Here is a 14,445-nt window from a genome sequence, read left to right as displayed (position 1 = left end):
GGTGAACAGTTGTGCAAAACTGCTTAGAGCGAATCTTGATTGTTGATGATCAGAGTGTCATTCGATTTGCACTCAAAACAGCGCTTCAGACATGCGGAGACTATGACTTAGTTGAAGCAAAAGATGGCTGTGAGGCGAAGGATCTGATCAATGAGAAAGATTTTGAGCTTATATTTTGCGATCTCAATATGCCCAATGAAAGCGGTATCGATGTCTTGCAACATCTTGCAGAACGCGCACATACGCACCCAATTGTCATGATTAGCGGAGAAGGTGAACCCTTACTGAATGCATGTTCACTCTTAGCTAAACAGTTTAACCTCAATATACTCGGTGTCGCTGAAAAGCCGATTCAAAGACAGACAATCGCGACTTTCCTCAGTGCAGCAGAAGAGACGCTCAATCGTGATAACCGACGCTCAATACCCAAACTTTCAGAAAAAGACGTTGAATTGGCGATCAATGAACATCGTGTCGTCGCCTATTTTCAACCGCAGATTGAGCTACGTGAAAATACCATTCATTGTGTAGAAGTCCTCGCAAGACTGAAAACTCACAATAATAATACGCTCTTGCCTGCTAGCTTTATTCCGGTTGCAGAGTCAAATCCAGAACTGATTAATAAACTTACAAAGTCTGTGATTCTTGATGCACTCGAAAAGTTTCAGCGTCTCAAGGAACGTCACCCGACTATCCTGATATCTATCAATCTCTCGGCTTCAATGATGGATGATCAATCCTTTCCAATGTGGTTAAGCCAGACCTGTTTCACCCACAACGTAAAGGCGGGAGATGTCACCTGTGAGCTAACAGAAACCGCGATCTGTAACCACCCGGCGCTGCTAACCGCTTCTATTCTCAGATTAAGTCTATTGAAGTTTAATCTGTCTATTGATGACTTCGGCACTGGGTACGCTTCGATGCAGCAACTCCATGCGTTGCCGTTCCAAGAGCTAAAAATTGATAAGAGCTTCGTGAAAGACTGCATGACAAATCTCAAATCCAAAGCCGTCATCGAGCAAACCATCAAACTCGCGAAGGCGTTGAACATGACGGTCGTCGCGGAGGGTGTCGAAAATGAGGCCGTTGCTCACTATTTGCAACAATTACACTGTGATGTCGCTCAAGGATATTACTACGCTCCGCCGTTAAGCATTAGGGCGTTGCTCTTTAGTGATAGTGCCAATATGCACTGGCCAGAGGGGTGAAAGCACGATGAAAATTGCCATTAAGCTGCCGTTATTTTATACCGCTCTCGCCCTTATGATCTTCGCATCTATTTACTATATTGCTGATCAAGGTCGGTCAATGCACATGACGGATGTGCAAAAGAGCACGGCACGAGAGGCAACAGCCATGATCAACCTCATCGAACAGCACATGTTCGAACGGTATGACGACGCCACGGCTTTCCCTCTCACGTTCGGAAGAGTCTCTAACAAGACATTTGCACACAATGCCACCAGTCCGGAAACATCGCGCTACCTCAATGAACTTGTGAAGCGCTACCCATTCTATCGCCGTATCGTGATTTTTGACGGGAACGGAAATGTTCTCGCTAGCAATACGCGCTCGGCTCTCGGAAAAACACTACCCAGTCTCGCAACATCCCCTGATGTGATTTCAAAAACTCGCTGGTTTCGTGATGTGTTGAATGGCGTAACCTTGAGCCCGAGCTTGCCTAACAGTGCCTATGTCGCTGGCCCGCTGCAAAGTGCCCTTGAACAAAAATCCCAGTATTACGATATGATTTTCGCTTCGCGCATATTAGACGACGAAGGCGAAGTGATTGGCATTTGGCTCAACTTACTTGACTTTGGCAGCGTCGAAGAGCTAGTAAAAGAGAGCTACCAACAACTCATCGCTCTCGGTTACCCGACGGCTGAACTCACCCTGATTGACCGACAAGGTAATGTCATTGTCGACTTTGACCCAACGGGACAAAATGAAGCGAATTATACCCGTGATCACAACGTCTTAGGCAAGTTCAACTTAGTGGAACAAGACCTAAAATTCGCGCAATTAGCTATCTCTGGCCTCACAGGCTCAAGCATATCCACCCATGCTAGAAAAAAAATCAATCAAGTCACCGGTTTTGCACATACTGCCGGCGCCTATCAATATCCAGGCCTCTCTTGGTCTGCGATCGTTCGCATTCCTACCGAGGACGCTCTCGTTTCTGCGCGCCCGATCTATGAGGCTGCAGTCTCTGCTGCCATGGGCTTACTTATCATCATCATTGGCTCTGCTTTATATGTCAGCTTGTACATGGTTCGCCCCATGCAGCACGCCGCGCGAACAATTAACCAATTAGCCATTGGAAAACGCAGCCTCGAGTTACCCGCACAACATGACAAAGATGAAGTCTATGCTGTTTTTGATTCCATCGACAATCTTAGAAACATGCTAGTAGAGCGAGATGCGCTGTTAACAACAAGCCATAATCAACAACTCGCGCTCGACATGCAAAAACGCATCATTGACTCAACCGCGACGGGCATTGTCGTCTGTGATTTTCAAGATAAACATCATCGCATCACTTTCGTAAACCGCGCCTTTGAAAACCTGACCGGTTACTTCAAAGACGAAGTCATTGGCAAGCCTTTCTCTTTTATTTATCTGAGCAAAGACGACCCCAACGCATCATCTATGTTCAAAAGCAGCATGTGCAATGGCGCCTCCTGGACATCGGCAATCAAAAGTCGCAAGAAAGACGGGAGTTACTTTTACAACAATATTCGTATTGATCCAGTCCATGACGAGAACGGTCATATCACTCACTATATTAGCGTGCACTCAGACATCACTGAGCTGAAGAGCGCCGAAGAGAAACATCGCCTCACCCTAAAACAGCAAGTTGATGATCGTACGCGTGAGAGCAAAGAAACAGAAAGCCGTCTTCGCGCGGTATTTGATACGACACATGATGGCACCGTTGTGATAGACAGCAATGGTATCATTCTTGACGTAAATCGTTCGCTGGAAGTCATTTTTGGCCATAGAAGAGAAGCGCTGCTCGGCGAAAACCTCTCTCGGCTCCTCGGAGAAGGGCATTACAGTTATATCAGACAACATCTCAGCACAGAGAACCCCAAAATCATCAGAAAGAACCTGAAAGTCAATGGCGTGCACAAATCGGGGCACACCCTGCCTATTGAACTTTCGATTGGTCAAACCCACCTCGGCGATGAAAAAGCATTTGTCATTATCGTCCGAGATATTACTGAGAAAGAGCGTGTTTTACTCCGAGAGCAGCAACTCAAAGACGAACTCACGGAACGTGAAGTCATCTATCGAGCTGCCTTCAGTCAAGCGGCAGTCGGCATCTCACGCATTGACCTAGATGGACGTTTTCTCGAGGTGAATGACAAAATGTGCCAGAGCTTCGAGTATCCGGAAAAAGACCTACTGAGAATGACCCTCAAAGAGGTCATCCACGGTGATGCTTGGCCTAATATACAGTCTGCAATGGCAACCCTTATTGAAAACGACAAAAAGTTTTTTACCGCTGATAGCCAGTACATCAAAAGAACCAGTATCGTGTTTTGGGCAAACCTTTCCATCTCGTTAGTCAGAGACATTTACGAACAGCCTAAATACTTTATTGCCGTCATCGAAGACATTACTGAGCGTAAAGCTTTCGAGAAGGAACTCAGTGACTCACGCAACGAGCGCGAAGAACTGTTACGTGGTATCAAACTCGCCTCAGACGCTGGCGGCGTTTGTAATTGGTCTTACAACCTTATTACAGGGGATCTCAAATGGGATGAAAGCATGTTCCAACTCTACGGCGTCCCCTCAAGCACCGAAACCGTTTACAGCACATGGCGAGATTGCGTACACCCCGATGATGTCGAGATGGCAGAGAAAGAAGTCATGTACTCGATAGACCATTGCTGCCCTTTCAACTGTGTATTTCGAATCATCAATGCCACGACGAAATCGGTGCAATACATTAAAGCTGCCGCAGATGTGATATGTGATGACGGAGGCAACGCGATTCAGATGTACGGGATTAATCTCGACATTACGGATGAGCGCCTGACACAGATAGAACTAGAGAAAGAGACCGTCGCCGCGCAACAGGCCAGTGAGGCTAAGTCTCGCTTTTTAGCGACGATGAGCCATGAGATCCGCACCCCAATGAACGGTATCATCGGGATGATCGACCTCCTTGGCAGTTCTAGCCTTGTCGCCGAGCAGCAACGAATGGTAACCACTATTCGCGATTCATCATTTTCACTCCTTGAAATCATTAACGATATTCTTGACTTTTCTAAAATCGAATCAGGGCAAATGGCCTTAGAAATTGTCGATACTTCATTACTTTCTATCATGGAAAAAACCGCTGACGCACTCTGGGTGAATGCCCACAATAAGCGTGTAGAGGTTTACATTGAGCATGATTTTAGTGTGCCCGCAACATTACGCTTAGATGCGATTAGAGTGCGGCAGATATTAATGAACTTGCTGGGTAATGCGATCAAATTTACCCACTCAGACACCGCTGCTGGTTTAGTCGTTATTTCCAATCAATACCTGAGTGAGCAGCAAGCGCTTTCCATCTCAGTAAGAGATAATGGCGTGGGTATGACGCAAGAGCAAATGTCGAAGTTATTCCGCCCATTTACACAGGCGGATTCCACTACCACACGAAAATATGGCGGCACGGGTTTGGGGCTGAGCATTACCAAATCATTTGTTGAGCTCATGGGAGGACAAATTACCGTCGAGAGTGAAATTCATCGCGGTAGCTTGTTTACAATCACGCTGCCACTCACGCCCCCCGTATTCTCAGGCGCATCAATACAGTACGACTTTTCTAACATTTTCGTGAGCCTGCAAGTCGATGAACTCAGGCTTCGCCATGCCTGCGCGTCAACGCTAGATCAGTTAAAAACCCAATCAGTACCCCAAGCGCACACCAAAACCATCACGGTAACAGACAATGTCGACTTCGATCCGCCTAAAAATGAGGCTGTTCTTTTCATCAGCCATCTTCAAGACCCAGCAAAACTCTGTTGGCAATGTTTCTCGATTGGCTGCCACCCGCTAAAACCAAGCGAGTTGATTGAAGGTCTCGCCATACTCAGCGGCCAAGCGAGCCCTAAACTAGAATGGCACTGTGAGGAAAATGACAACCTAGACGCAGTCCCGTTGAGCAGAGAGCAAGCGATTGCAAGAGGTGAGCTCATATTATGCGCGGAAGACCAGCCCACTAACCGATTAGTGCTCTCTAGCCAACTTGCCAAACTTGGGTTTGTTTTTGACATGGTCGAAAATGGTCAAGAAGCCTTAGAAGCGTGGAAAAGTGGCCAGTATCAAATCGTACTGACTGATTGTCATATGCCCATGATGGATGGCTATGAACTCACGGCAGAAATACGCCGCCTTGAAGCACATTTACCCGAACCGAAAACGACCATCATTGCCATTACCGCCAATGCCCTTTCAGGCGAAGCGGAAAACTGCATTTCTGCCGGTATGAATGACTATATCGCCAAGCCCGTTGAATTGAACTGCCTGAAAAGCATTCTCTCCCAATGGCTTCGTAGCGATGGCGGCTCGGCCAAATCTCCGCCCGTTGATGCGGGTTCAGAACACCCACAAGCGCATGTTGAAGACCTAACCGTCATTGATCTGCCGCATTTAATCAAGGTCATCGGGACTGACGACAGATCGTTAGTTGATGCCGTTCTCCAGATGTTTCTCGATAACGTCGGCAACGATATTAATGCAATCGACATGGCGACGAAGTGCCAAGACGCCGATACAGTGCGTAGCAAAGCGCATGGCGCCAAAGGCGCAGCAGCCTCGAGCGGGTTACTGAACCTAAGCGAAAAACTCAAAGAGATAGAGAAGCACGCAGAACACTTTGAGCGAGTTATTGAAGTGCTACCAGAGATACAACAAGCGCTAAATGCATTGAAAGAGCAATTAAAAACAGAAGGCGTCATTAACTAGAGAGCAAAATAATGAAAGTCACGGTAACTGTTGTGCTTTTTTACGAACATCAAGAAGCCCTTGATACGGTGCTGGAAGTCATCACGCCTCAGTTTGATATGGTGCATGAAATCGACATTCATCATGAGCAACACGAGTTCATCAAACTGTTACAGCAACATCATCAATGTATCTTGTATATTTATGCCATCGATAATCCTAAGACAGCCGCAGAACTCAAGCATATGCTGGATAACCATCCTTCATTGTCAGCGCTCAATCATTTCCCTCAGCAAGCCTTTCTCATCTGCGACAAAGTACATCGGGAGCTCGCCTTTCAGTTCTGTATGGAAGAGTCCTTCTACAGTTATGAAACCATGCGGCCAATTTATGATGTCGGCAAGATACGATTGGCACTCGCAAGGTTGAGCAACCAACTAGTGATTGAAACTGAGCTTTTGATTAGTACTCAAGACAAGAAGTCAATGGCGGACCAAATTTGCGAAAGCCATCAAGCGCTCGACACCATCATCAATGAGCTAAATCAACAAAAGCAAGCCCAACAAAGCGCGCTTGATCAGCTCTCTGCACCCATTTTTGACAAACTGCAGGAAATTCCCGATCAACAGTGGCGCAATGCGTTTGATGTCTTACTCAAGCATCGTCCAGATCAAGAGCGGCAAGCCGCTGAAAAAGTACTCTCAGGGCAGTTCATCAATCCAAAAGTAGAGGCGATAAAACAGAAAAGTTCAGCCGTGTTCGACAAAATATCTGACGCGATTGAAAAAGCTAAACCACACATCACTCAGGAAAAAGAGACTATTGTCGTGGCAGATGACCAACCCGTTATGCTGAAAATTTTAAGCACGATTTTACAACCCAACGGCTTCAATGTAGAGCTTGCTTCCAATGGTGTCGAAGCATTACTAAAAGCGAAAGTGTTTTATCCTAAAGTGGTGTTGCTGGATATCGATATGCCCATCATGAATGGGTTTGATACGCTATCGGCAATTCGAAAACTGCCCGCTTTGGAAGCGGTACCCGTTATCATGCTGACAAGCCACAATGACAAGCAGGTTTTTGAGAAATGTCTGCGCAATGGGGCTTCTGATTACATCATTAAACCCACCAACGCAGACACATTATTGAAGAAGATTAATCACTACCTTTAGCGGGTTTCATTACGTCGCGCTGCAACGGCGGAATGCGATTCGCGATGCGCTGCCCAAGTAACATAGAGGCGATGAACATCGCTATGCCAACATCCACGCTCCCCAGTGCCGTCACTGCTGGCCCAGGGCATATACCCGCAATGCCCCATCCAATGCCAAACAACGCAGCGCCAAGTAACAAGCGTCTATCAATCACGGTATTGTTCGACATCGCGAACCTAGAACCACAGATCGGCGCGGCCTGACGACGTATAATCAAAAAGTAAACGGGCATAAACACCATCAGCGCACCACCCATCACGAACGCCAAGCTTGGATCCCATTGCCCGGTAATATCTAGAAAGGCAATGACGTTCTGAGGGTCGACCATACCAGAGATCATCATACCCAATCCAAACAATAGGCCTGCAACTAAAGAAACCATCCGATGCAACATTTGTCTCTCCTTACAATACATGCAGACGAACAAACACAGTGATCATGGCGACTCCCATGAACACAGCGGTTGCTACTATAGAGCGTTTTGAAAGGCGTCCGATCCCACAAATCCCATGGCCACTTGTGCAACCATTCCCCAGTGTTGTTCCGGCTCCAACCAATAGGCCGGCGATAACAATATGCCCTAGCGCTCCCTCTGTAGCGACATCTAAGCTTGGATAAGCATACCCTGCCCAGAACGCTAAAACGCCTGCTGATACCATGCCTAGAATAAAAAACACTCGCCAAGCAACATCGTCATTAGCCCACTTAAATAAACCAGACACAATGCCACTAATACCCGCAATCCGACCATTCATCATCAGCAGCAAGCTTGCAGACACACCTAGCAACATACCGCCTAGTAATGATTCCCAAGGAATTCCACTCAGCATCCATCATCCTCCTTTCGAGTTTGCTGCGTTGATGCGACATCGGCGCAAAAGACCTGCTGAAGTGCTTCGATCACTGCTCTACTTTTATCATCAGCCAAAGAGTAGAACACCTGTTGAGACACTTTTCTCACCTTCACCAATTGGTGCTGACGCAAAATGGCAAGATGCTGAGAAAACGCAGATTGACTTAGGCCACTACTCTGTTGGAGCTGCCCTGCGGAGACCTCTTCTTTGGTTAATTGGCACAGCACCATTAACCTTTCAGGATGAGCCATTGACTTCAACAAGTCAGAGACAGCCTCCGCATGTTCACGCATGCCAGTCACATCAATCACAGTGAACTCCTAATAACACTAAAAACTACATTAGATAGTACTAATAAACATAGTTCAGTCAACCCTTATTTAGAAGTTTATTTATTAGACTTTTCTTAATTAGTGTTTTATTGTGCTGGGAGATATCAAGTTTTTGTAGCTCTCTAAGCTACGCATCGTTAATCTGACCCAAAGCAAAGAGTCCAAATTAAGGGGTTATTCATGACAAAGATCGTAATCATTGGTGGCGTAGCGGGCGGCGCATCCGCTGCAGCGCGCGCAAGACGTTTAAGTGAAGACGCTGACATCATCATGTTTGAGCGTGGCCCGTATGTCTCGTTCGCCAACTGTGGCCTTCCCTATCACATTAGTGGCGATATTAAAGAACGCAGTAAGTTATTGCTGCAAACACCCGAAAGCTTCCTTGCTCGCTTCAATGTCGATGTTCGCGTCATGAATGAAGTCGTAGCGATTGAGCGCGAAGCAAAAACCATCACAGTTAAAAACTTGCTTGATGGCAGTACCTACCAAGAACACTATGATTTCTTACTACTCAGCCCAGGCGCGGCCCCTGTCGTGCCTCCGATTCCGGGAATCGACAATCCTTTAACGCACTCCCTGCGTAATATTCCTGATATGGACAAGATCTTAAATACGCTCAATACCAATCAAGTCCAGCATGCGACGGTTGTTGGTGGCGGCTTCATCGGCCTAGAGATGGTCGAAGCGTTTCACGCTCGCGGTATCACTACGACGTTACTCGAGCTAGCCGATCAGGTAATGACGCCAGTTGATCGCGAAATGGCTGGGTTTGTACATGCGGAGATTCGCGACAAGGGCATCGATCTGCGTCTGAACACCGCACTCTCTTCGGTCGAGTTCATTGCAACGTCCGGCGAAGAGACGCAAGGCTCACTAAGTCTCGGTTTAAGTACTGGTGACACACTGTCAACCGATCTCTTGATCATGGCGATTGGCGTGAAGCCAGAAACCGCACTCGCTAAAAAGGCTGGATTAAAAATTGGTGAGCTCGGTGGTATCTGGACGACACCATCAATGCAAACGAGCGACCCTTCTATCTATGCGGTAGGAGATGCTATCGAAGAGCACGACTTTGTCACTGGCGCGCCAACACTGGTACCGCTAGCGGGGCCGGCAAATCGCCAAGGACGTATGGCCGCTGACAACATGCTCGGGCGCGAAGAAACCTATCAAGGTACACAAGGCACCGCTATCTGTAAGGTTTTTGACCTTGCCGTTGCCTCAACAGGAAAAAACGAAAAGCAATTGCAGCGTGAAGGCACGGACTATGAAAAAGTCTATGTACATACCGCTAGCCATGCCAGCTACTACCCGGGCGCAGAGACCGTCTCATTCAAGATGCTCTTTGAGCCAACATCTGGAAAAATCCTCGGTGCGCAAGCGGTGGGTAAAGAAGGTGTCGATAAACGCATCGATGTGATGGCGGTAGCCCAACGAGCGGGTATGACGGTCGAGCAACTGCAACACCTTGAGCTCACTTATGCACCACCTTATGGCAGTGCGAAGGATGTGATTAACCAAGCGGCGTTTGTTGCGAACAACATCATTAAGGGCGATTCAACACCAATCCACTTTGATGAAATGGATTCATTGACGGACGATCAAGTGCTGCTTGATGTACGCAACCCAGGTGAGCTGCAAAACGTTGGGTTTATTGAAGGGGCAATCAACATTCCAGTCGACCAACTGCGTGATCGAATGGCTGAGCTGCCTAAGGACAAAGAGATTGTCATTTACTGCCAGGTCGGCTTACGCGGCAACGTTGCCTATCGTCAACTTGTTAACAACGGCTATAAAGCACGCAACCTTTTAGGGGGCTATCGCACTTATCGGTTTGCTCAAGCGTAAGATTAGAAGCTTAAGATGCAATGAGGAAAGCCACCGCTTTCCTCGTTTTAACGCTCACGTTTACCGCACTCTTATCAGCTATTGGCAGACCTGCTATCAGATAGCAATAAATGAACCTAACGCGCAATCAACAGCAGGTCATCAAAGTGCTACTTCTGGGTAAAGGTTTGCCCCAGCCCAACCAGTGAGTCGACGCGCTCAGAAACCCCTGCACTTTGCGCGTTCACCACATCGGCTTGCTCTGCATTGTGTAACGACACATCGTTCACATTAACGATGCTTTTGCTTATCTCATGAGACACAACACTTTGTTGCTCGGCAGCCGTTGAAATTTGGATAGCCAGATCGGCAATATCAGATACGGCACTAAACACCCTATCGACAGCTTGCTGTGAGGCTTCTGCTTTGGCAACACAATCGCCCGCTGTTGCTTTCTCCAACTCCATCACTTTTGACCAACGCAACAGGGTGGTTTGGATCTCAGAGATAGAGGCCTGAATTTGCTCTGTTGCACTATTTGTTCGGCTAGAAAGCGCGCGAACTTCATCAGCAACCACCGCAAAACCACGTCCATATTCTCCAGCACGTGCGGCTTCTATAGCAGCATTCAGCGCAAGCAAATTGGTTTGGTCGGCAATCCCTTGGATCTCCGACATAATGGTCCCTATCTTCTCTGCCTCATCCGTTAGCTCTGCTGCCGCTTGAGAGGAATTGTCAATCTCACCCGATAAACTCTCTATACTCCCCATAGCGGCAGCCATTAAACTTTTTGCCTCGGCACAATCTTGATTCGCTAGCTTCACCTTCTCTGACGTTGACGCGGTATTACCAGCCACTTCATCGATAGTCGCAACCATCTCTTCAACCGCCGTTGAAACTTGGCCAAGTTCACTGACCTCTTTATCAACGCCTTGTTTCGTTTTTGTCGCGGCATGCTCTAAGGTATCCACGTTCTGACTCAAGTCAGCACAGCTATCCGTCACTCGCCCAATGATGGTTTTGATCTTTCCTGCGGCCATCTTTAAATGGTAATCCGCAATACTGTGAGGCTGACTGCCACTAAAAACTAAACGAGAGACACTGTCGTACTCCCGCGTGAGTGCTTGATAGAAAGTGGGGGTTTCGAAAAGCTCAGAATAGAAACAAAGAAACGGTAACAACACGATACCCAATGCAGCCCAAGGCATTGAAAATGACAACGCCATCAACCCCAACGCCAACGCGAAGAAGGCGACCAAGCGATATTTAAACTCGCTGAATATCGACGTCAGTCGCTTGCCTCGATTGACCTTATCATACAGTTTCTCCGCCTTGCGCTTTACGTCGGCTTGAAGAGGCGCTCGTACTGACTGATACCCCACAACCTTACCTTGGCTAATGATGGGTGTAACAAACGCATCAACCCAATAGTATCGACCATCTTTGCAACGATTTTTCACCGCCCCGCGCCAAGAATGACCTGCTTCCAATTGCACCCAGAGATCCTTAAATGCCGCCTTGGGCATATCTGGGTGACGAACAATGTTGTGATTTTTCCCTACTAACTCATCGATGCTATAACCTGAAACCCGGGAAAAAGTCTCATTGGCATAAGTGATAATGCCGCGTAAGTCCGTCGTCGACACTAACTCATCGTTAAATGTCACTTCTTCATCAATGACCTGTTGATTACGTCTTCCCATAGCCACCTCCTGCCGTCCCCGCTATTGGGCCCAAGTATGACAAGCCGTTTTCCTCTCTCCGACCAAAGATAGAGGCGTTACCCTATTCGAAAACCACTCAATAAAGCGCAGGCTTAATGTGTCAATCACACACAGTGCGAGGCGACAAAGGAATTCCAAACGGGCATATAAAAACAATAGCAGAGGGCGTAAATTCCATGTGTGTTAAGGCACTCAATGCCCAAGATGGGAGGGATAATAATGAAGTAAAATCTAAAAAAACAGGCACTCGTGACAAAAATGCCTGTCTATATCAACAAATTTGCAACACTGGCAAGGCAAATCTTGGATTAAACCAAATAAAGATCGGCCGATTACTCAAAATTTCCTGTCATAATCTGTTCCCCATGCAAGAGAACCGTGTTGCCCATCGCAAAGACTGAATCAATCTCGAAATGTGCGTTTAGCGCCTCTAATTAAAGTCATGGTTGTCATATTTTCAGAGTCTCACATTGGTTGCCCTAAACTCCGTTGTTCTAGGGCTTATTATAATTTTGCTATCTACGTTAGCTAGCGGGTTCAGTACTTACGCAGCATGTTCAAACTGGGGGTTCAGCTCTCCGAAGTACCAATTGACACAGGCTTTCGCCAAGACCTCAATCGAGTCAATGCACCACTCGGGGTGCGTTTTAGCCAGTGCAGACAGGGCTATCGGTATTTCAGTACAGCCTAAAATGACGGCTTGTGCGCCTTGTTGTCGCAAACGATCAAAAGCGTCCATCAATAGGGCACTGCCCTTATCATAGGCACCACTTTTAACGGCATAGATGCCAGCCATTACCTGTTCTTGCGCCTGACCATCGGGTACTACGCAGGCCACCTGTTCATCTGCTAAGCGAGATTGATACAAGCGCGTACTCAAGGTCGCGCTCGTCGCTAAGATGCCCACCTTGGTTAAACCTCGTTCCGCGATGTTGTTGACCACACTATCTATGATACTGATGCTCGCCAGCTTCGATTGCGCACTCAGCTTTTCATGCCAATAGTGTGCCGTATTACATGGCATCACAAAGAGCGACGCGTGCGCACTTTCCAACTCATTTAAATGTTTTTTCAGCATAGGGAAAGGGTCAACGCCTTGATTGAGTATGGCACTGGTACGATCAGGTATCTGAGGTACATTAGACACTATCATAGGTAAGTGGCCTTGATCCTGAACCGCATCTGTCAGCTCAATGATTTTTTGCATAAAAGCCACAGTGGCTAAGGGCCCCATACCACCTAAAATACCGAGTTTTCTCTCTGCTGACATTGTCATAACACGCTCTCATCCATCTTCGTCACAATATCGTCTTGACCAAGATCATCGCGCCACACAAGCCTATTGTGAAATGCCAAATATGGCTCTATCATGCAAAAAATGCATGACCTGTACTGCTACGCAACTATCGAAACACAGCGAGAAATGATGAACATTGAGACAAAATGGCTACAAGATTTCCTGACCTTGGCGGAAAGGCGTAACTTTTCGCAAGCGGCCGTTGAACGCAATGTCACTCAACCTGCATTTAGTCGCCGTATTCGTGCCCTGGAAGGCGCGATGGGAACGGAGTTAATAGACCGCAGTAAGTCCCCTATCGAGCTAACGCCCGCAGGTAAACAGTTTCGAATCACTGCACGATCGATCATGAGTCAAGTGGATGAAGAGATCAGTCGGTTAGCTGGCCTGTCGCTGCTCGGAGGACAAGCGGTTCAGATTGCTGCTGCGCACTCAGTCGCCACCAACTTACTACCTGATATACAGATAAAAGTTGCCGAAAAAACACCCGAGGTGACACTCAATGTTGAAGCGGTCGATGTCGACGATGCCATTGAAGCGCTGCAGCAAGGGGAGTGCGATATTTTGTTGGCATTTCATAACCAAAAACTGCTTTCTCGCCCCTATCAGTCGCATCTGTTAGATCAAAGCCACTTGCACCTTGTCAGTGCTACTGCCCAAGGTACTGATGATCCATTGTTCAACCCAGCAAGTGATGTCGATGTGCCTTTGCTGGCCTATTCACCGGGGAGTTTTATGGGCCGAGAAGTGCAAAAGAAGACGCAAGGGCTGAAACTAAAACCGGTATTCTCTTCTTCAATGTCGGATCTGATCAAAGCGCTTGTGTTGAAAAAACAAGGCGTTGCTTGGCTGCCTCACTATGCCATTAAACAGGAATTGGCGAATCACTCTCTCACCATCCTGTCACCAGAAATCTTTTCCATTCCTATCGCACTCTACGCCTACCGCTATGACACGCGACTTCACCCAGCCGGAGAAAAAGTCTGGGAGTTGCTTGTCTCAGAAAAACATTTAAGTACCGGTCATACCGCCTCTCTTCCGTCGTAAAACGCAAAAGCGCTAAGAGTTAAAAGTGGGATCTTTTACCCACTTTTTTAACCTCTCCTTGATGAAATGACATCACAAACAAGCACGCATGTATCTATACGCGCAAGCTATTAGTCGAGAAGATACATCACTGTATTCATTAAGTTTCCGTTCAGTTGTTGAGCGTTAGTTTTTATGCACAACACACAAGAACCTTGGACGTAGTTG

The 14,445-nt window shown here is 47.2% G+C and carries 10 protein-coding genes; 5 read left to right on the top strand and 5 right to left on the bottom strand.

Annotated elements, in window-relative coordinates:
* Positions 1–11 precede the first annotated feature (11 nt).
* The 3 genes from TSUB_RS18530 to TSUB_RS18520 are packed head-to-tail and all read left to right on the top strand — an operon-like array spanning position 12 to position 7,115.
* On the top strand, positions 12–1,208 hold the full coding sequence (locus tag TSUB_RS18530) for an EAL domain-containing response regulator (RefSeq protein WP_087020421.1): 1,197 nt from the start codon (positions 12–14) through the stop codon (positions 1,206–1,208).
* 7 nt (positions 1,209–1,215) lie between these two features.
* Positions 1,216–5,964, top strand: a complete 4,749-nt coding sequence (locus TSUB_RS18525; RefSeq protein WP_087020424.1) for a PAS domain S-box protein — start codon at positions 1,216–1,218, stop codon at positions 5,962–5,964.
* An 11-nt stretch (positions 5,965–5,975) separates the two neighbouring features.
* Positions 5,976–7,115, top strand: coding sequence for a response regulator (locus tag TSUB_RS18520; RefSeq protein WP_087020427.1), 1,140 nt, complete (start codon positions 5,976–5,978; stop codon positions 7,113–7,115).
* On the opposite strand, the gene TSUB_RS18515 is transcribed toward TSUB_RS18520, so the two are convergent.
* From TSUB_RS18515 to TSUB_RS18505, 3 genes are read right to left on the bottom strand one after another with little or no spacing between them, the layout of a single operon-like run.
* Positions 7,099–7,551, bottom strand: a complete 453-nt coding sequence (locus TSUB_RS18515) for a YeeE/YedE family protein (RefSeq protein WP_246616513.1) — start codon at positions 7,549–7,551, stop codon at positions 7,099–7,101. The two genes, TSUB_RS18520 and TSUB_RS18515, sit on opposite strands and share 17 nt — an antisense overlap.
* A 10-nt stretch (positions 7,552–7,561) precedes the next feature.
* A complete protein-coding gene (locus TSUB_RS18510; RefSeq protein WP_087020431.1) occupies positions 7,562–7,987 on the bottom strand; it encodes a YeeE/YedE family protein in 426 nt (141 codons plus the stop codon).
* Entirely contained in the window at positions 7,981–8,304 is a 324-nt protein-coding gene (locus TSUB_RS18505) for an ArsR/SmtB family transcription factor (RefSeq protein ID WP_087020453.1), read from the bottom strand. The genes TSUB_RS18510 and TSUB_RS18505 overlap by 7 nt, the downstream gene beginning before the upstream one ends.
* Positions 8,305–8,523: 219 nt before the next feature.
* Here TSUB_RS18505 and TSUB_RS18500 point away from each other — a divergent pair, with 219 nt between their 5' ends.
* Positions 8,524–10,191 carry an FAD-dependent oxidoreductase gene (locus TSUB_RS18500; protein WP_087020434.1) on the top strand — a complete coding sequence of 556 codons (1,668 nt, stop codon included), beginning with the start codon at positions 8,524–8,526 and terminating at the stop codon, positions 10,189–10,191.
* Positions 10,192–10,340: 149 nt separating this feature from the next.
* Here TSUB_RS18500 and TSUB_RS18495 read toward each other — a convergent pair whose 3' ends face one another.
* Positions 10,341–11,873 (bottom strand): methyl-accepting chemotaxis protein, encoded by a 1,533-nt coding sequence (locus tag TSUB_RS18495; protein ID WP_087020437.1) that lies wholly within the window; start codon positions 11,871–11,873, stop codon positions 10,341–10,343.
* A gap of 565 nt (positions 11,874–12,438) precedes the next feature.
* Positions 12,439–13,170 carry a cysteate racemase gene (gene cuyB, locus TSUB_RS18490; RefSeq protein WP_246616512.1) on the bottom strand — a complete coding sequence of 244 codons (732 nt, stop codon included), beginning with the start codon at positions 13,168–13,170 and terminating at the stop codon, positions 12,439–12,441.
* Positions 13,171–13,263: 93 nt separating this feature from the next.
* On the opposite strand from cuyB, the gene TSUB_RS18485 reads away from it, so the two are divergent.
* The gene (locus TSUB_RS18485) at positions 13,264–14,238 is read left to right on the top strand and encodes a LysR substrate-binding domain-containing protein (RefSeq protein ID WP_343231787.1); all 975 of its coding nucleotides are present in this window, start codon (positions 13,264–13,266) and stop codon (positions 14,236–14,238) included.
* Positions 14,239–14,445: the final 207 nt, after the last annotated feature.

The sequence above is a fragment of the Thaumasiovibrio subtropicus genome (genome assembly GCF_019703835.1).
GTDB classification, from domain to species: Bacteria; Pseudomonadota; Gammaproteobacteria; order Enterobacterales; family Vibrionaceae; genus Thaumasiovibrio; species Thaumasiovibrio subtropicus.
This window is presented reverse-complemented; position numbering and strand designations above follow the sequence as displayed.

What these genes read in the sequence shown, in the direction of transcription:
- TSUB_RS18495 (WP_087020437.1), bottom strand. Translation starts at nt 11,873, where the DNA reads ATGGGAAGACGTAATCAACAGGTCATTGATGAAGAAGTGACATTTAAC.
- TSUB_RS18525 (WP_087020424.1), top strand. Translation starts at nt 1,216, where the DNA reads ATGAAAATTGCCATTAAGCTGCCGTTATTTTATACCGCTCTCGCCCTT.
- TSUB_RS18520 (WP_087020427.1), top strand. Translation starts at nt 5,976, where the DNA reads ATGAAAGTCACGGTAACTGTTGTGCTTTTTTACGAACATCAAGAAGCC.
- TSUB_RS18485 (WP_343231787.1), top strand. Translation starts at nt 13,264, where the DNA reads ATGCAAAAAATGCATGACCTGTACTGCTACGCAACTATCGAAACACAG.
- TSUB_RS18505 (WP_087020453.1), bottom strand. Translation starts at nt 8,304, where the DNA reads ATGCGTGAACATGCGGAGGCTGTCTCTGACTTGTTGAAGTCAATGGCT.
- cuyB (WP_246616512.1), bottom strand. Translation starts at nt 13,170, where the DNA reads ATGACAATGTCAGCAGAGAGAAAACTCGGTATTTTAGGTGGTATGGGG.
- TSUB_RS18500 (WP_087020434.1), top strand. Translation starts at nt 8,524, where the DNA reads ATGACAAAGATCGTAATCATTGGTGGCGTAGCGGGCGGCGCATCCGCT.
- TSUB_RS18510 (WP_087020431.1), bottom strand. Translation starts at nt 7,987, where the DNA reads ATGCTGAGTGGAATTCCTTGGGAATCATTACTAGGCGGTATGTTGCTA.
- TSUB_RS18515 (WP_246616513.1), bottom strand. Translation starts at nt 7,551, where the DNA reads ATGTTGCATCGGATGGTTTCTTTAGTTGCAGGCCTATTGTTTGGATTG.